Annotated in this window: 15 protein-coding genes; 5 read left to right on the top strand and 10 right to left on the bottom strand. The window is 60.6% G+C overall.

The genetic code is table 11. The features are described 5' to 3' along the window. Positions 1-74: 74 nt before the first annotated feature. The 4 genes from lptF to P3T23_RS23595 all read left to right on the top strand — a co-directional run bounded on the left by lptF (position 75) and on the right by P3T23_RS23595 (position 4,482). A complete protein-coding gene (lptF, locus tag P3T23_RS23610) occupies positions 75-1,175 on the top strand; it encodes an LPS export ABC transporter permease LptF (protein ID WP_429318538.1) in 1,101 nt (366 codons plus the stop codon). A gap of 3 nt (positions 1,176-1,178) precedes the next feature. Beyond that, positions 1,179-2,327 (top strand): LPS export ABC transporter permease LptG, encoded by a 1,149-nt coding sequence (lptG, locus tag P3T23_RS23605; RefSeq protein ID WP_429318537.1) that lies wholly within the window; start codon positions 1,179-1,181, stop codon positions 2,325-2,327. Between the two features lie 58 nt (positions 2,328-2,385). Beyond that, positions 2,386-2,763, top strand: a complete 378-nt coding sequence (locus P3T23_RS23600; RefSeq protein WP_429318626.1) for a sirohydrochlorin chelatase — start codon at positions 2,386-2,388, stop codon at positions 2,761-2,763. Between the two features lie 1,023 nt (positions 2,764-3,786). Further along, entirely contained in the window at positions 3,787-4,482 is a 696-nt protein-coding gene (locus tag P3T23_RS23595; protein WP_429318536.1) for a GntR family transcriptional regulator, read from the top strand. Between the two features lie 75 nt (positions 4,483-4,557). Here the strand turns inward: P3T23_RS23595 and P3T23_RS23590 are convergent, their stop codons facing one another. The 10 genes from P3T23_RS23590 to P3T23_RS23545 all read right to left on the bottom strand — a co-directional run bounded on the left by P3T23_RS23590 (position 4,558) and on the right by P3T23_RS23545 (position 16,654). Continuing rightward, complete coding sequence (locus P3T23_RS23590) at positions 4,558-5,844, bottom strand: MFS transporter (RefSeq protein WP_429318535.1); 1,287 nt, start codon at positions 5,842-5,844, stop codon at positions 4,558-4,560. A gap of 221 nt (positions 5,845-6,065) precedes the next feature. After that, positions 6,066-7,667: an acyl CoA:acetate/3-ketoacid CoA transferase gene (locus P3T23_RS23585; RefSeq protein WP_429318534.1), complete on the bottom strand. Its 1,602-nt coding sequence runs from the start codon at positions 7,665-7,667 to the stop codon at positions 6,066-6,068. Further along, the gene (locus P3T23_RS23580) at positions 7,664-8,419 is read right to left on the bottom strand and encodes an enoyl-CoA hydratase/isomerase family protein (RefSeq protein ID WP_429318533.1); all 756 of its coding nucleotides are present in this window, start codon (positions 8,417-8,419) and stop codon (positions 7,664-7,666) included. Before P3T23_RS23580 ends, P3T23_RS23585 begins: the two co-directional genes overlap by 4 nt. A gap of 24 nt (positions 8,420-8,443) precedes the next feature. Next, positions 8,444-9,784, bottom strand: a complete 1,341-nt coding sequence (locus tag P3T23_RS23575) for an FAD-dependent oxidoreductase (RefSeq protein WP_429318532.1) — start codon at positions 9,782-9,784, stop codon at positions 8,444-8,446. Between the two features lie 642 nt (positions 9,785-10,426). Beyond that, the gene (gene cobA, locus P3T23_RS23570; RefSeq protein WP_429318531.1) at positions 10,427-11,173 is read right to left on the bottom strand and encodes a uroporphyrinogen-III C-methyltransferase; all 747 of its coding nucleotides are present in this window, start codon (positions 11,171-11,173) and stop codon (positions 10,427-10,429) included. Between the two features lie 52 nt (positions 11,174-11,225). Further along, positions 11,226-12,539, bottom strand: coding sequence for a sulfate adenylyltransferase subunit 1 (locus P3T23_RS23565; protein ID WP_429318530.1), 1,314 nt, complete (start codon positions 12,537-12,539; stop codon positions 11,226-11,228). Positions 12,540-12,599: 60 nt separating this feature from the next. Continuing rightward, entirely contained in the window at positions 12,600-13,562 is a 963-nt protein-coding gene (gene cysD / locus P3T23_RS23560) for a sulfate adenylyltransferase subunit CysD (protein WP_429318529.1), read from the bottom strand. A gap of 101 nt (positions 13,563-13,663) precedes the next feature. After that, positions 13,664-14,398: a phosphoadenylyl-sulfate reductase gene (locus P3T23_RS23555; protein ID WP_429318528.1), complete on the bottom strand. Its 735-nt coding sequence runs from the start codon at positions 14,396-14,398 to the stop codon at positions 13,664-13,666. Further along, positions 14,395-14,934, bottom strand: a complete 540-nt coding sequence (locus tag P3T23_RS23550) for a DUF934 domain-containing protein (protein WP_429318527.1) — start codon at positions 14,932-14,934, stop codon at positions 14,395-14,397. Before P3T23_RS23550 ends, P3T23_RS23555 begins: the two co-directional genes overlap by 4 nt. 40 nt (positions 14,935-14,974) lie before the next feature. Continuing rightward, positions 14,975-16,654 carry a nitrite/sulfite reductase gene (locus P3T23_RS23545; RefSeq protein ID WP_429318526.1) on the bottom strand — a complete coding sequence of 560 codons (1,680 nt, stop codon included), beginning with the start codon at positions 16,652-16,654 and terminating at the stop codon, positions 14,975-14,977. A 263-nt stretch (positions 16,655-16,917) separates the two neighbouring features. Between P3T23_RS23545 and P3T23_RS23540 the strand changes: the two genes are divergently transcribed. After that, positions 16,918-17,859, top strand: coding sequence for a CysB family HTH-type transcriptional regulator (locus P3T23_RS23540; protein ID WP_429318525.1), 942 nt, complete (start codon positions 16,918-16,920; stop codon positions 17,857-17,859). The last annotated feature ends 89 nt before the right edge of the window (positions 17,860-17,948 follow it).

Genomic DNA, 17,948 nt, shown 5'->3' with positions numbered 1-17,948 from the left:
CGCTATTTTTCCCGCGGCGGCTGCAAGGAAGGCGCAACAGGCGCTTTCGTGGGCACGCCCTCTCTTCATCAACAATGATCTTCGAACGCTCCCTCCAGCGCGAACTCGCGTATACGGCTGGTGCCGTGTTCATGGTTCTGCTGACGCTCGTGCTGACGACAATGATGATCCGCATCGTCGGTTTCGCCGCGTCGGGCGAGATCGATCCGCGCGACGTACTGGTTCTGATCGGCCTCACCGTGATCGGCTACCTGGCGATCATGCTCGTCGCGACGCTGTTCGTGTCGATCCTGTTCGTCCTCACACGCTGGTACAAAGACTCCGAAATGGTGGTGTGGCACGCGTCCGGCGTGAGCCTCATGCGCCTCATCAAGCCCATTGGCGTGTTTTCGACGCCGATCATCATCCTTATCATGTTCTTCGTGTTCGTTGGCTGGCCGTGGTCGAACCAGCAGAACAGGCTGATCCGTGCCCGTTTCCAGCAGCGCGACGAGGTCTCGATGCTCGCGCCCGGGCAGTTCCGCGAATCGCCGGCCAGCCACCGCGTGTTCTTCATCGAGAAGATGACGTCCGATCAGGGCCGCGTCGAGAACGTATTCGTGACGAGCACCGAAAACGGCAAGGTCAACGTGGTGGTGTCGAAGACCGGCCATACAGAGACGCACAAGAACGGCGACCGCTTTGTCGTGCTCGAAAACGGCCGCCGCTATGACGGCGAGCCTGGCCAACCCGATTTCCGCATCATGGAATTCGAGCGGTATGGTGTGAAGATCCAGAGTCAGCCTGTGGTGAGCGTCCCGACCACGACGGGCACGCCGACGCTCGACCTGCTGCGCAATCCGACGAACGAAAACCTCGCCGAACTGGCGTGGCGCGCCGGGTTGCCGCTGATCGCGATCAACCTGATGCTGCTGGCCATTCCGCTTGCGCACCAGAATCCGCGCCGCAGTCGCACCATCAACCTCGTGATGGCGGTGTTGATCTATCTGACGTATTCGAACCTGTTGAATGTCGTGCAGTCGTGGATCGAACAGGGCAAGATGCCGTTCGTCGTCGGCCTCGTATCGCTGCACATTGTCGTGGCGGTGATCGTCGCGGTCATGTTCTGGCTGCGCGTGCGCAACCGCCCGGTCTTTACGCGGGCGATGTTCCACCGCTCGTCGCAGGGAGCCTGACCGATGCGGATCTATGAAAGGTACTTCGCGCGGCAGATCTACCTCACGTTCGTCTTCATCCTGTTCGCGTTTTCCGGGCTGTTCTTCTTTTTCGACCTGATCAACGAACTGGGCACGGTTGGTCACGGCAATTACAAGTTCGGCTACGCAGTGCTGCGCGTCGCGCTGCAGACGCCGTCGCGCTTCTACGAAATCATTCCGGTTGCCGCGTTGATCAGCGCGATCTACGTGTTCGCCCAGATGGCCGCGAACTCCGAGTACACGATCTTCCGTGTGTCAGGTCTCGCGACGAACCAGTCGCTGCGATCGCTGCTCAAGATCGGGATTCCGCTCGTGCTCCTGACCTATCTGATCGGCGAGGTGGTCGGCCCCTACACTGACCAGCTATCGGAACGTGTGCGGCTCGAGGCGCTCGGCTCGGCAGTATCGACGAATTTCGAATCCGGCGTGTGGGTGAAAGACACGCTGACCGCGCGTGCCGACGGCGAGCAGGTGACGCGCTTCGTCAACGTCGGCGAACTGCAGCCAGACTCGACGATCAGCAACGTGCGGATCTATGAATTCGACGCGCTGTTCCGCCTCGCCAACGTGCGCATTGCGAAGAGCGGCAGATATGCACCGCCCGGCCACTGGCTATTGAAGGACGTGACGGACACGCAGCTGATCGACGTCGTGCCGCCGGGCGCCCAGCCCACCGATGCGCTCAACCCGGTTTATCGGGCGAAGCAGGTGTCGCTGCCTGAATATTCGCTGCGCTCCGAACTGACGCCACAGATTCTTTCGGTGCTGCTGGTTTCGCCGGACCGGATGTCGATGTTCAACCTGTTCCGGTACATCCAGCATTTGACGGAGAATCATCAGGACACGCAGCGTTACCAGATCGCATTGTGGCGCAAGCTGTTGTATCCGTTCGCCGTGTTCGTGATGCTGGTGCTGTCGTTGCCGTTCGCTTACCTGCATACGCGCGCCGGCGTGGTGGGCGTAAAGGTGTTCGGCGGGATCATGCTCGGCATGAGCTTCCAACTCGTGAACACGCTCTTCTCGCACATTGGTACGCTGAATACGTGGCCGGCGCCGCTTACTGCGGCTACGCCGGGGCTGCTCTATCTTGTGCTCGGGTTGGTCGGGTTGAAGTGGGTGGACCGGCACTAGGGCGTCGTGTTGGTGTTGGTGTCGGTATCGCTGTCGCGGTCTGCCTGGGGATTGCATGATGGGTACGCACGGTATCGTTCTGTTCGGGCATGGGGCGCGGGACCCGCGATGGGCTGAGCCTTTTGCGAGGCTTGCCGCAAAGTTGCAGGGTTTGCGCGGCGAAGCCGGACCTGTGTCGCTCGCTTTTCTGGAATTGATGACGCCGGATCTGCCCGGCGCGATTGCTGCGCAGGTCGCAGGCGGGTGTGATGAGGTTACTGTCGTTCCCGTGTTTTTTGGCCAGGGTGGGCATGTGCGGCGGGATTTGCCCAATGTCGTTGAACAATGCCGTGCGGCGTATCCTGGTGTTGTGATTCGTTGTGCTACTGCCGTTGGTGAAGATGAGGGTGTGCTCGATGCTGTTGCTGGCTATTGCCTTCGGCAGGTTCAGGGTTAGGGTTTGGTTGTTCTTCCTGAGCGATGTTTTGGGGTTTTGGGGTCTGCTCGCGGATGGCCCCCAAGGACCATCGGCAAAGTTGCTCAGTCTCAATCGGTGCGCGAAAGCCTGTCCCTGTAATCGGGCCGGGATATTACCCGTGTCTAGCAAAGCATGGCGACTACGACGCCGTACAAAGCCAGGTAGCCAGCGAACAGAACAAGTATGTGTGTGTAGTCCATATCACGTCATCCCTCAGGTTTCCTCTTTGGTCATCGACAACTGCAAGCCCGGCGACGTGCGACGAACAGGTTTCGCAGCACGGAAGTGAGGCGAGCAGGCATCAGGCGAACGTGGCTGTGACGCGTGATGCCTGCGCGCCTATACAGGTCCGAAACTTCAATCAGGTAAAAGGGGCTCATGGCTATCTCCGTACAAGTGTCAAAAGGTTAAAGAGATAGTAAGCAGGCAACCCTTTGCCTTGTATCGGTAGAGTCCGAAAGAACTATGTCCCTCAATGTCGTGATCAGCGATCAGGAAAGCGGTCATCGTTACCATCGCAATCACGCAATGCGTAGCGATCGCCTGTGAGATGCTCAACAAACCCCGGTCGGTGTTTGAACGCGTGAGGCGCGAGATCGAAAGCGGTCTGGCGGTTGGCGCGCATGATGGAGCGCTATTCCTGGCGCGACCACGCCGCGTTCATGTAACCATTCATCGACCTGGCGCAGGCTCGTCTGGAAGCAGAAATTCCGACGCTCAGCGCAACTGATGACGGCGGCGGGAAATTCGAGGGCATCAAAGACCGCCTCCGTTTTCTTGATCCCTGCATCTCACACGACCACCTCGATAACGTGACAATGCCCGGTCCAAAGTGATAGATCCCGCTGCGGCGGAAGCCGGTGCGAACAACGCGTAGTCAGGGAAGTCGAGACGGAGAGCATTTGCGCGTCGGCACCGTGTATCCTGACGCTAACAAGGGGCGCGTCCAGGCGAATCACCACACCCGCAGCACGTCCGAGTCCAACGGTTCTGATAGTTCCAATGAGAAATAGCAATTCCGAAAAAAAAACCTTCAGACGTGAAGAGACGAATCTGCCCGAGCTGTTGCTCGCTGACGTCGCGTTCGCGCAGATAGAAGAAATGATCATCACACGTCGCTTGCCGCCCGGTTCCATGATCTCGGAGGTGCAGCTTGCAGCTGAGTTAGAAATGGGACGAACCCCGGTCCGGGAGGCTCTCCAGCGGCTACGCCAGATCGGATTCGTCGAAATGCTTCCGCGCCGCGGCACGCTTGTCGCCGGAGTCGACATTCGCCAGCAACTGGAACTTCTGGAAGTCAGACGTCCGCTCGAGGAACTCGTCGTCCGGATGGCAGCGCTGCGTGCGACTCCGGAGGAGCGAACCAATCTTCGACGACTCGCCAAGGTGATGGCGGCGGCGGCTGAACGCGGAAATATGGAGGACTGGATTCGGGCCGGCGGAGAAATTCATGACGCAGAAGTCCGCGCGACCCACAACAGCATGCTGGTCATCAGCATGCAGCCAATTCATGCCCAGTCGCGAAGATTCTGGTACCTGCATATTGGGCAGAATCGCGCGTATGTCGAGGGTGCACAGTTACACGCCAAAGTGTTGACCGCTATCGCACAGGGCGATGGTGATCGAGCTGCGGCCGCGGCGAACGGCTTGATGCAGTTCATCGAGCGATTTACCCGTTCCGCGCTCGATACCTTCTGAAGGGTCGCGTGATACGGGATGCGGTGCTCTAACCGCATCCCGGAATTTATCCCGCAGAAACGCGCGCGGGCATCGCTAATCTGTCAGCGGCTGGGGGACATCTGCGTTCAGGTTGCCGTGTGCTTCGGCAATCTTTCGTGGTGATCGCACGAACATGGCTACCGCGAGGGCACCCGCCAGAGCAACACCTCCGCTCAGCAGGAACGCGCTTGTGAATACCTTGGTCCATTGCACGAGGAAGCCCGTCAAAATCGGCGCAAGAATCCCGGCCGTATTCGCGAGCAGGTGCATGAAACCTCCAACGCCGCCCATCCGCGCTGGTTCAACCGTATCGAGGATGATGGCCCAGTACACGCTGAGCGTAAGGTTCATGAAGAACACCGTAATTCCCATCAGCGCGACTGCTGCACCAACGCTAGTCGCTGTCCCGGCACACGCGACGCAGGCGGCTGCGACCAGCAGACCGCCGACAATTACTATTTTGCGTGACTTCAGCGCATTTCCTGTCCACCGGAAAATCTGATCGGAGATAAAGCCGCCCAGCGCGATCCCCATAAACCCGAGAACCCATGGAATGACGTTGACGACGCTCATCGAAGACAGGCTCAGATGTCGTTCCATCATCAGGTAGCTGGGAAACCAGGATAGAAAGAAATAGAGGATGTAGGCGTAGCCGAAGTAGGCAAGCGAGGTTGCCCAGATCGTAGGACTTTTCAGATAGAAGCTCAACGGCCTGTGTGCAACGGACTCGAGTGCAGGGACGTCCGGGCCCGACGGCAGTGCACCGCGAACCCAGCGGTTACCCTCTGGCCGGTCCGTAGAGAATATCGACCACATCGCCACCCATAGCACCCCGATAACGCCGATCACGATAAAGGGAATTCGCCAGCCCCACTGGACCGCCATCAAGCCGACGACGGGACCCGCAAGCGCCGCGCCTAACTGCAGTCCGGAATTCGCAAATCCGACCGCTGTGGTCTGCTCCTTTCGCTCGAACCAGCCGCTTATTATCTTGTTCGTGCAGGTGGCTAGCGGCCCCTCCCCGGCGCCGAATACGACCCGGATCACAAGCAGGGTCGCAAGACTCGAAGCGACCGCGGTCAAGCCGCAGAAGATCGACCAGAGAGCGATGGCGACGACGAGTACCCGTTTGGCTCCAAAGCGGTCGGCTGCATAACCGCCGATGAAACAGAACAATGAATACCCTACGAAGAAAGCGCTAAACACGATGCCGAGATGGGCTGCATCAAGATGCAGATCTTTCGCAATCAGCGGCGCGGCGACCGAGAGTGCGGCTCGATCAAGGTAACTAATTGCGCAGGCTAGAAATAGCATGAAAACAATGAACCAGCGGTACTTCATGGTTGTCTCCTCCATAGCCGCCGTAGCGACCAAGATGGTCATTCTGTCAGGTGCTGGTCCACACCATGGACCGCCCCGTACAACGCCGGACGAACTGGCATAAGGTGTCCGACAGCGAGAAGTTCATTCGTGGCTGGTGAAGCGGCCGCTTCTCACATCACGTCGGACCAACTTCGAATAGGACTTCACGCTGCAGAAAAGTACGCCGTCGCACTGAGCTTCTAGATTTCGACCACCGGTTCGACACATTGACCAGAAGTCGCCGAAAACAGCGATGCGTCCATGAGCGGCAATGGGTCAAGGATATGAGCCGGAGCAAACGCCATATGCGCAAGAACATCGCGGCGCACATCGACGCCGGGAGCAACCTCAGTCAGCGCGAGGCCTCGCGTGGTTTGTTCGAAAACGGCACGTTCCGTCACAATCAACGCACTTTGCCCCGTCGAAACTCCCTTCGCCACCGAATAGGTAATGCTCTGCGCGGTATCGACGAACTTGCTGACCTTGCCTTCCTTCAGAATCTTCATGCGACCCGCTTCATACTCGATGTCGAGCCCGCCTGTAGTAAATGAGCCAGTAAACACCAGCCGCTGTGCATTCATCGCGATGTCGATAAAGCCCCCTGCTCCCGGGTTGACCTTGCCGAACTTGCTGACATTGACCGTTCCGTGTGAATCGTACTCAGCGAATGCCAGCGCGGCGAAGCGACACAAGCCACCATCGATTACGTCGAACTGCGTGACGCCATCCAGTAAAGCCTGGGGATAAAGATTCGCTGAGAACTGCCACCCATTCATCACGATCCCGCCGTAGGAACCATGTTCCGTCGTGAACCAGTAGTCGTCCGATCCGGTCTCGGGGTCGATCAGTCCCTGCTCGGCCATCACGAGGGGAACATCGGCTGCAGCGCCAAAGCCGAAAATCGATAGTTCATGCTTGCGCACTTCCATGGCCGCACGCCGGGCGATAACCTTTTCGGGACCAAACGGGATCTCGGGCAAGCGCGTACTCGCGCCAACCGAGCGCAGATACGCTTCGTTGTATGGCGTGTCGGTACTCATCATCATGTGCGGCTCGACCACAAGCGCATCGACCAGCATGCCCGGCAGTCGAACTGACGTTGCAGGTCGCTGGCCGCGCGGCACGATCCGCCGTACCTGTGCGATGACGCGACCGCCACTTGCCTTTGCCGCCAGCGCGAGCGCCAGACCAGCCGAAACCAACGGCTCGTCTTCAAACGAAAGATTCCCGAACTCGTCGGCACTGCTCGCACGAATGATCGCCACGTCAATTGGCCAGCTCGGGTAAAAAAGCACCTCTTCCTGATTCAGCCGGATCTTCTGGATCAGATCATCCTGACAGCGGCTGGTGAACTTCCCACCGCCGAACTCAGGATCTGCGTATGTTCCTACCCCCACACGCGTAACGTAGCCCGGGCTCTTGCGGGCCACTTCGCGCAACCAATGCATCGAGGCACCGATCGGCCACGAATACGCTTCGATCCGGTTCTCCTGAATGAGTCCCATCAGTGCAGGGCGTTGGCCAGTGCGCGGATCGACCGGGTTGATGTAAGACCCGGAGACAATGCGTTTCATCAACCCTTCCTGCGCCACGTGGTCCATCCCGCGGATACCGACTGCGTCTCCTGTGCCGCAGGGAAAGTAGAACGTGAGATTGCGGGGTGAGCCGGTTTCTCGAAAGCGCTTGCCAAGCGCTTCAAGTGTGGCGTCGGGAACGACCCATCCGATAACCCCCACCGACGCTACCGTCTGTCCGTCCTGGATCGATGCGACGGCCTGCGCCGCAGAGATGATTTTCGTCATGACTTCACCTTGAATTTCAAAAAAATGGCCTGCGCAGCCCCCCCTTCACAGTTGCTGGCAAAATGCCGGGAGGCCAGATTGTCGAGCCGCTCGCCGTCGAGCGTGGCGAAGGGCTCGAAGAAGCGTTTTGTCGATGTGATCGCATCGGGTGGCAGTGCTGCGAGCCGTGTGGCAAGAGCGATCGCCTCCTGATCGGCGGACCCGGGTTGGCTCAGATAGTCGGCGACACCCAGGCGGTGCGCCTCGATGCCATCGATCGCATCCGCTGCCCACGTCAGGAGTCGCGCGCGAACAGGACCGACGCGGGCAAGCAGGGACTGAAGACCCCACGGCGGCAACCAGCCGTTTGGTACTTCGGGAAGATGCCAGCGCGTGTTCGAAGCGGTAACCACGACGTCGCACGAGATTGCGAGAACGAACCCACCGCCAAGTGCAAACCCTTCTACTGCCGCAACCACGGGTTTGGACAGTCCCGCAATCGAGCGAGCGACCCGAGCGGTCTCCGATTCGGAATCGCACATCTCCTGGATCGACATGGTGCCTAGCTCCTTCAGATCACTTCCGGAGCAGAATGCTGGAGGAGCGCCAGAGACAACGATTGCACGCACGGACGGATCTCGATCGGCCTGCAGCAGCGCCTGTCCCAGTTCCTCGATGGAGGCGCCGTCGAGCGCGTTGCGCCGCTCCGGCCGATTCAGTGTCAACTGACGAACATGACCTATATTTTCAATAATCATCAACAAACTCTCCATTTGCGCTTCATCGATTAGTTACCCTCAGCACAGACATGCGCCGTCCCGCTCGAGCGCTTCGCGTATCGCCTGTGGTTCAAGCGCGCGCGGCTCGATCCTTTGACGTACAGCAAGGGTTGCGGCATGACCGATCGCATGGCCATATGAAAAGCATTGAGCCGTGACTCGTGCGGAGGCGACCGCCTCATGCTCTGCAGACAGACATCGTCCGGCGACAAGCAGGCCCTCACCGCGGGATGGCACGAAACAACCGTAGGGCACTTCGTAGTAGTCGTCCAGAACCCATTCCACCTTTGGTTTCGCGCCGGCATGCAGCTCGATTGGCCATGGGGAACGCGCGATAGCGTCGGAGAATTTCCGGGCGCTCACGACATCCGCGTTCATCAGCTTCGAGACGCCTTCGACCTGCCGCGTCTGGCGTACGCCTACCTGGACGCCGGTATCGTTTATGAAGGCGTTTTCGCACCCGGTCACGTACTCTCGAAGGAAGCGAGCGTATGCGTGCGCCTGACGGCGACCGTTCAGTTCAGCTTCCGTGAAGTCGTCATAGAAAAGTGGATTGAGTTCGCGCCCGTCAGTGCCGGTAATCCGGGTGCAGTTGCACAGCAACTCGCCTGGTCGGGTCGTCGGGAATAGCCAGATTTTTGAACGGGGGAGATCGTCGCCGGCGAGGTGACGTTCGCGTAGCAGCGCCGAGATTGCTTCGCCCATGATGGTGTCATCACCGTAGGCCGTGGTGAAGCGCCCGACATCCACGCCTTGCAGGCGAAAAATCATGGTCGGATTCTGTACACGGCCTTCATCGCCAATGAAGCTATCCAGGCCAGCCATCGCAACCAGATCGGCATCCCCGCTTGCATCGACGGTGACGCGTGCGCGGATCGTCAACGGCCCCTGCTTGGTCCACGCCGTGACCCCTTCGATACGCTGGTTCCCGTCAAGCAGGACGCCGATCGCGACCGCGTGGTAGATGACCTGAACGCCAGATGCGCTCAGCAAGGCGTCGGCCGCATCCCGCCACACGAGAGGGTCGTGGACGCGTGTCCAGGTTTTTCCGTAGCGCACCGGTGCGCCCAGTCCTCCGCGCTCTTCCAGTACCTTGCAGAATTCCTGCGCAAAGCCGAAAACGACAGCCTCAGGCTTCGCGGCTACGCGGTCTGTAGCGAGATACAGACCGCAGACTGTCCCGGAAAGCCCGGCTACGGCGCCCCCACCACAAAAGCCGTAACGCTCGAGCAGGACTACTTTGAGCCCCTGACGCCTCGCGGTGACCGCCGCGGAAACCCCTGCGGCCCCTCCACCTATAACCAGCACGTCACACTGAAGATCATCAACAGTACGAACGTCGATTGCTGCCTTTCCCATTTGTCGCCTCATTGTCGTCAACTGACATATCAGTTGACGACATTCTTAGCGATGTGAGATCGGGCTGTCAACGACGAAGACAGGGAACGGGCCCGTGCGGCGGGTCTCCTCACAGAGCGAAAGGTAGACCAGGCGGGCTTTGGCGCGGACACAGGCTCGCATACCTAACGTTTTCCCCAGGCGAGCCAACGTCGACGTTCCTGCACTGCAGAGTAAGACTCTGCGGCACTGTAACTAACGACGGCCAACCACGGTCAAAGGTAAGCCGTTACGAACCGGGACGAATTGGGGACGGGACGGAGCGAAGCCGTTCGACGTGCAGCGTACGGCGTTGCCGACAGCGGAGATGATGCCGACTGGCAAGCAATCGAACACGTCCTTCGTGCCCGCCAGGGTCTTCTAGAAACGCGCCAGTTGCTCGACAACGGGCTCGTGCGTGCGGACGCATCGATCAGCGATGCGTCGCAGCAAAGAATAGAGCTATGCACCAGAGGCACGAGCCTCGGCGGGGATAACCTGGGAATGTCATTTCATTCCCTGACTGGATAGTCCCGGTAGTGGACGGGACGTCTATCGGATCGTCAGCCGGCAGAAAGACGCGCAATGCGCGTCTGCGGTTTGGGGTCAAGGAAAGGCAAATAACTAGGCAGCGACCAACAACCCACTTCCAACACCCCGAGCCCTGCGCTCGGCAAATGCCTCGCCGATCATCAAAAGACTCGGCTGCGCCGGATCAAGCCAAACCTGCGCATCGCCAGCTGCAAGCTCATCGAGCGTCAACGTAAGCGTCCGTTCACGAACCGTACTGCAAGCCTCAACGATGGCGACGGGAGTCGCCCCCGCGCGACCGGCGTCGATCAGCTGCTGCGCGATCTGAGGCGCGCTATCCCGCCCCATGTAAAACACGAGCGAATCAGCATTCACCTGCTCACGGATAGCCTCCGTATCGGGCGCCCGGCTATGCGTAGCCAGCGCAACACTGCGCGACACGCCCCGCAACGTCAACGACCGCTTCAAAGCCGCCGCACCAGCCAGCGCAGCAGTAATGCCCGGCACGACCTCATACTCGATGCCCACGGCTTCCAGCGCCCGCATTTCCTCGTCGGCACGGCCAAATAGCATCGGGTCGCCGCCCTTCAACCGCACGACGACGTCATGTTCCAGCGCCGCATCGACAATCTGCTTGTTGATGAACTGCTGCGCGGTCGAAAGCTGGCCACAGCGCTTACCCACCGCAATCTTGCGCGCACGAGGCGCGTAATCCAGCATCGCCGGCTCGACGAGCGCATCGTGCAGCACCACATCCGCAGTGCCAAGCAGGCGCGCGCCGCGCACGGTGATAAGGTCCGCCGCACCCGGTCCTGCTCCGATCAGATACACCTTACCCATTTGCTTCAACCTCGTTCGTCCAGTCCGTGCGACATGCGTATGCGCACGTCACTTATGCCGAAAACGCACGGATCATGCCGGCCGCAACGGTGTGATGCGTGGCCTCGTCGATCAGCACGAACGCGCCCGTACCCGGATGCGAGTCATACGCGTCGGCGACGATCGGCTTTTGCAACGTCAAGGACACGCGGCCGATGTCGTTCATCGTCAGATCGTGGCGATCGGTGGCGTGCGACAGCGTATGCACGTCCAGCACCTGTTTGATCGCGCCGATACGCGCGAACACGGTATTCGTAGTCTGCTTGAGCAGATACTTGCGCTGCGTCGACAGCGGCGTGTCGTCGAACCAGCACAGGTCGGCTTCGAGCTTCTTCGCCGGTTCCGGCGCCTGCTCACGCAGCACGAACGTGTCGCCGCGCGATACGTCGACGTCCTCGGCAAGACGGATCGTCACCGTTTGCCCCGCAAACGCGCGGTCGACCTGCGCCGTGCCGCCCGGCACCGGCGCAATGATTTCCGCCACCGTGGCCTCGCGGTTGGCCGGCAGCACGACGATCGTGTCGCCCAGCTTCACCTCACCCGCTTCGACACGGCCCATGTAGCCGCGGAAATCGTCGGCCTGGCTGCCGTCCTGGCGCGCCACCCATTGCACCGGGAAACGCAGCGCCTGACCGGTCGGAATCTCGACCGGCAGCGCTTCGAGCAGGTCGAGCAGCGGCTCGCCGGCATACCACGGCATGCGCTCGCTCGCGGTCACGATGTTGTCGCCCTTCAGCGCCGACACCGGCACGAAGCGCACATCAGTCAAGCCCAGCTGGCGCGCCAGTTCGACATACGCATCGCGGATCTCGTTGAAGCGCGTTTCGCTGTAGTCGACCAGATCCATCTTGTTGATCGCGACGATCGCATGTTGCAGACCAAGCAGCTTGACGATCGCGCTGTGGCGCTTCGTCTGCGGCAGCAGTTGCGCGGCGCCGTTCTCGAACGTGACGCGCGTCGCGTCGACCAGAATGATCGCCGCATGCGCAGTCGAGGCGCCCGTCACCATGTTGCGTGTGTACTGCTCGTGGCCCGGCGTGTCGGCGATGATGAACTTGCGCTTCGCCGTCGCAAAGTAGCGGTACGCGACGTCGATCGTGATGCCCTGCTCGCGTTCGGCCTCGAGGCCGTCCGTCAGCAGCGACAGGTCGATTTCGTCGCCGACGGTGCGCTTGTTCTTTGCGCGCGACAGCGCCGACAGCTGGTCGGACAGCACAGCCTTGCTGTCGTACAGCAGGCGGCCGATCAGCGTGCTCTTGCCGTCGTCGACGCTACCCGCGGTGATGAAACGCAGCACGCCGAGGTCTTCTGGTTGACGAATACTCATGATTGCATTGCCCTCTGTCGACCGGAGTTAGCGCTTCAGCGCTTACTCCGGTCCCATGCCTTAGAAATAACCTTGCTTCTTGCGTGTTTCCATCGCGGCTTCCGACGTCTGGTCGTCCATCCGCGTCGCGCCGCGCTCCGTGATTTCGGTCACGGCCGTCTCGGCGATGATCTTCTCGAGATCGTCGGCGTCGCTTTCCACCGGGCACGTGCAGCTGATGTCGCCCACCGTGCGGAAACGCACGAGTGCCGTTTCGCTGATCTCGCCCTCGCGCATCGGTGTGAGCGGCGTCACCGGCACGAGCAGGCCGTTGCGGCGCACGATCTCGCGGTGATGCGCGTAGTAGATCGACGGCAGTTCGAGCTGCTCGCGGGCGATGTATTGCCATACATCGAGTTCCGTCCAGTTCGAGATCGGGAACACGCGCAGATGCTCGCCGTTGTGCAGACGCGCGTTATAGATACTCCACAGCTCCGGACGCTGCGCCTTCGGATCCCACTGGCCGAACTCGTCGCGGAACGAGAAGATGCGCTCTTTCGCACGCGCCTTCTCTTCATCGCGGCGCGCACCACCGATCATCGCGGTGTAACCGTATTGCTCGATCGTTTCGAGCAGTGTCACGGCCTGCGCCGCGTTGCGCGAATCCGTCTCGCGACGCAGACGCACCGTACCGCGTTTGATCGAATCCTCGACGTGGCCGACCACCAGCTCCGCACCGATCTCTTTCGCGCGACGGTCGCGGAAATCGATCACTTCGTCATAGTTGTGGCCCGTGTCGATGTGCACGAGCGGGAACGGCAGCACCGTCTTGCGGTTCGCACCGAGGCCGAACGCCTTCAGCGCGAGATGCAGCACGACGACCGAATCCTTGCCACCCGAAAACAGCAGCGCGGGACGGCTGCATTCGGCGACCAGTTCGCGCAGGATGTGAATCGACTCGGCTTCCAGCCAGTCGAGGTGATCCATCCGGTTCGCCGTGTTAGCGAGCGGAGCGTTCAGTGCGGGATCGAGCGTCGTGCTCATGGTGTGTCCTTCCTTTTTTCGTGTCGCAAGCGGTGGATCGCGACGCGGGGTATTCATTCAATCGATGTGCTGTCGCGGCTGACGGCAAGGCAACCGTACCGTCACGCAGCGGAGTTTTCCGTGCTGACCGCGATCGGGATCGTCGTGATATGCAGCCCGCATTCCTTCGTATCGCGCGACTCCCACCACCAGCGCCCTGCCCGGCTGTCTTCGCCGGGACGGATCGCGCGCGTGCAAGGCTCGCAGCCGATGCTCGGATAGCCGCGTGCGTGCAGCGGATTCACCGGTACGTCGAACGCTTCAAGATAAGCCCAAACGTCGGTTTCGGTCCAGTCCGCGAGCGGATTGAACTTCGCGATGTTGCGCGCGCCGTCGTGCTCTTCCTCGTGCAGTTCGGCACGCGTCACCGACTGCTCGCGCCGCTGCCCGGTCACCCATGCGCTGACGTCGGACAAGGCGCGGTTGAGCGGCTCGACCTTGCGGATTTCGCAGCAACGCTTGCGCAGATCGATGCTTTCGTAGAACGCGTTCAGACCATGCGATGCGACGTATTCCTCCACGGCCGCGGCCTGTGGATGAAACTGCTCGATCTCGTAGCCGTAGCGTTCGCGCACGCGGTCGATCATACCGAGCGTCTCGGCATGCAGACGGCCCGTATTCAGCGAAAAGATGCCGATACCGACCTTGCGCGACAGGATCGCGTGCGTGAGCAGCATGTCTTCAGCAGCCAGGCTGCTCGCGAGCTTCACGTTCGCGTGACGCGCGGCGATCGAATCGAGCAGTGCATCCAGCTGCCCGATTTTCGCAGTGAGTTCCGGCGTGATCTTCCCGCTCATGCTGAAGCCTTTTGCACAGCCGCCTCGCGGCGGCGGAATAGCGGCGTCGGGTCGTCGACGGCGCCCTGATACTGCACCGTGAAGTCGTCGAACGCCTTCAGTGCATCGTGAATGTCCTTGTCTTCGCGCACGGCGTACGCGTCGAAACCGCAGCGGTACATCAGCCTGACCTGGTCGCGCAGCACGTCGCCGATCGCGCGAAGCTCGCCCTTGTAGCCATAGCGCTCACGCAGGAGGCGGCCGATGCTGTAGCCGCGGCCATCGCGGAACACCGGGAAGTCGACGCCGATCAGCGCGAGCTTGTCGAAGTCGCCGGCGATGTCTGCCGGTTCGCTGTCCGGCGCAAGCCATACGCCGAGTTCCGCCGTGTTGCGCGAGGCGATCAACGCTTCGCGTTCCGCCTGCCACAACGCGAGCGCCACCAGCACCTTGCCCGCCGGCAGTGCGGCCACTTCGGGCAACGTGCCGTCTTCGGCTGCGCGCACGACAGTCCAGTCATCGTTCTGAATCGCGCGGTTTTTGATAATCGAAGCCATCTGCTGAATCCTTTGAGCCTTGAATCCCGGCAGTCCCGGGTTACGCGTGAGCCGGTTGACGCGATGCGTACACGCGTTCCTTGAACGGTGTGATGCCGATGCGCTGGTACGTATCGATGAAGCGTTCGCCATCGATGCGGTTTTCCACGAACGTATCGATCACCTTCGACACCACGTCCGGCATCTCTTCCGCCGAGAACGACGGGCCGATCACACGGCCAAGCGCCGCGCCGTTCACGCCCGTGCCCTGCTCGCCGCCGAGCGTCACCTGGTACCACTCCGAGCCGTCCTTGTCGACGCCGAGCACGCCGATGTTGCCGACGTGATGGTGGCCGCACGCGTTGATGCAACCCGAGATGTTCAGCGACACGTCGCCGAGGTCATACACGTAGTCGAGATCGTTGAAACGTTCCTGAATCGCCAGCGCAATCGGAATCGACTTCGCATTCGCGAGCGAGCAGAAATCGCCGCCCGGGCACGCGATGATGTCGGTCAGAAGACCGATGTTCGGCGTCGCAAAACCTTGCGCCTTGGCCTTTTCCCACAGCTCGTACAGATCACGCTTCTTCACGTTCGCGAGAATCAGGTTCTGTTCGTGCGACACGCGGATTTCGCCGAGCGAATACCTGTCGGCCCAGTCGGCGACCGCTTCCATCTGCGTATCGGTGGCGTCGCCCGGCGCAACGGTGCGCGACTTCAGCGACAGCGTCACCGATGCGTAGCCCGACACCTTGTGCGGCCGCACGTTACGCTCGACCCAGCGCGCAAACCCACGGTTTTCGAGCAGATGGTTTTCGAAAGTCGCGTCGGTGTCCGGCAGCTTGTCGTACTGCGGCGGCGCGAAGTATTGCGACACGCGGTCGACTTCAGCCTGCGTCAGGGTCGAAGGGCCGTCCTTCAGATGCTGCCACTCTTCCTCGACTTGCCTCGCGAACTTCTCCGGGCTCAACGCCTTCACGAGAATCTTGATGCGGGCCTTGTACATGTTGTCGCGACGCCCGTACCGGTTATACACACGCAGCACGGCTTCGCAGTAGGTCAGCAGATGCTGCCACGGCAGGTCTTCACGGATGATCGAGCCGACGATCGGCGTACGGCCCAGACCCCCACCCGCGAGGATGCTGGCAACCAGTTCGCCCTGCGCGTTCTTCTTCAGGTAGACGGCGAGATCGTGCACCTGCGCGGCGGCACGGTCTTCTATCGAACCCGACACGGCGATCTTGAACTTGCGCGGCAGCCACGCGAATTCCGGATGGAATGTCGACCATTGACGCAGGATTTCGGCCCACGGGCGCGGATCGACGACTTCATCGGGTGCCACACCCGCGAACTGGTCGGCCGTGATGTTGCGGATGCAGTTGCCCGACGTCTGGATGCCGTGCATCTGGACGGACGCGAGCTTCGCGAGAATCTCGGGCGTCTCTTCGAGCTTGATCCAGTTGTACTGGATGTTGGAGCGCGTCGAGAAATGGCCGTAGCCGCGGTCGTGTTCGCGCGCGATGCGCGCCAGCATGCGCATCTGGTCGCTGCGCAGGTTGCCGTACGGAATCGCGATGCGGTGCATGTACGCGTGGCGCTGCAGGTACAGGCCGTTCTGCAGGCGCAGCGGACGAAACTCCTCTTCGCTCAATTCGCCCGACAGCCGGCGGCGAACCTGGTCGGCGTACTGCGCGACGCGTTCATCGACGATGGTCTGGTCGTACTGATCGTATTGGTACATTCGGGGACCCCAGTTTTTGCGTTACACGCAGCGTTCAGGCGGCGCGGCGATCCGGCGGCCGGCGATCCGGCGGCCGGCGTGCCGGTTTCGCCGCGCCAGGCTATCCGCGTTTGTCAGCGGGAAAGACCGGGCGTTTAGACCGATCCCTCATTTGCTTATGACAAATACAGATATCCATATTGAAAAAGTTGGACAAATCGTAATAAACTCGCCTTATATTTCAAACGACTTAAAAATTGTTTTCATATGCTGAGAGGTTATAAATGAACCTGCACCAGTTTCGCTTCGTCCGCGAGGCGGTCCGGCAGAACTTCAACCTCACGGAAGCCGCCAAGGCACTGTATACAAGCCAGCCAGGCGTCTCGAAGGCGATCATCGAGCTGGAAGACGAGCTCGGCGTGGAAATCTTCACGCGGCACGGCAAACGCGTCCGCTCGCTGACCGAGCCGGGGCTGATCATACTTCAGTCGGTTGAGCGGATCCTGCAGGAAGTCGAGAGCCTGAAGCGGGTCGGTAAAGATTTCGCGGCCCAGGATCAGGGCAATCTGGTGATCGCCGCCACGCATACGCAGGCGCGCTACTCACTTCCGGCCGCGATCGCCGAATTCAAGAAGCGCTTTCCCAAAGTTCACCTTTCGATCCTGCAAGGCAGCCCGACGCAGGTCGCGGAAATGGTCATCCACGACCAGGCGGACCTCGCGATCGCCACCGAGGCAATCGCCAACTATAAGGAACTGGTGTCGCTGCCGTGCTTCCAGTGGCATCACGTAGCCGTGATGCAGCCGGATCACCCGCTGCTGGACCGCAAGCAGCTGTCGCTGGACGATCTGACGCAATACCCGCTGATTACGTACGACAACGCGTTCGCCGGCCGCACCAAGATCAACGAGGCGTTCCGTCTGCGCGGCCTGCATCCCGACATCGTGCTCGAAGCGATCGACGCCGATGTGATCAAGACCTATGTCGAACTGGGACTCGGGGTCGGCATCATGGCGGATATCGCGTTCAACGCCGAGCGCGACCGCCACCTGCGGGCGATGCCGGTCGGCCATCTGTTCGGCAGCAATGTGACGCGCGTCGCGCTGAAACAGGGCGCGTACCTGCGCGGCTATGTGTACACGCTGGTCGAACTGCTGTCGCCGAGCATGAACCGCAGGCTGATCGAGCAGGCGCTCAAGGGCGAGCATGAGACCTATGAGCTGTGAGCCCGTTCTTAAAACGAGCCTTGAAGCGACCCTTGAAGCACCGTTGATCCCACCGTCGATAAAAATCGCTGTTTCCTTTCCGCTACGGA

Source organism: Paraburkholderia sp. GAS448 (assembly GCF_050435685.1).
Taxonomy (GTDB): Bacteria; Pseudomonadota; Gammaproteobacteria; order Burkholderiales; family Burkholderiaceae; genus Paraburkholderia.
The sequence above is the reverse complement of the archived record's forward strand: the minus strand, read 5'-3'. Positions and strand labels throughout refer to the sequence as shown.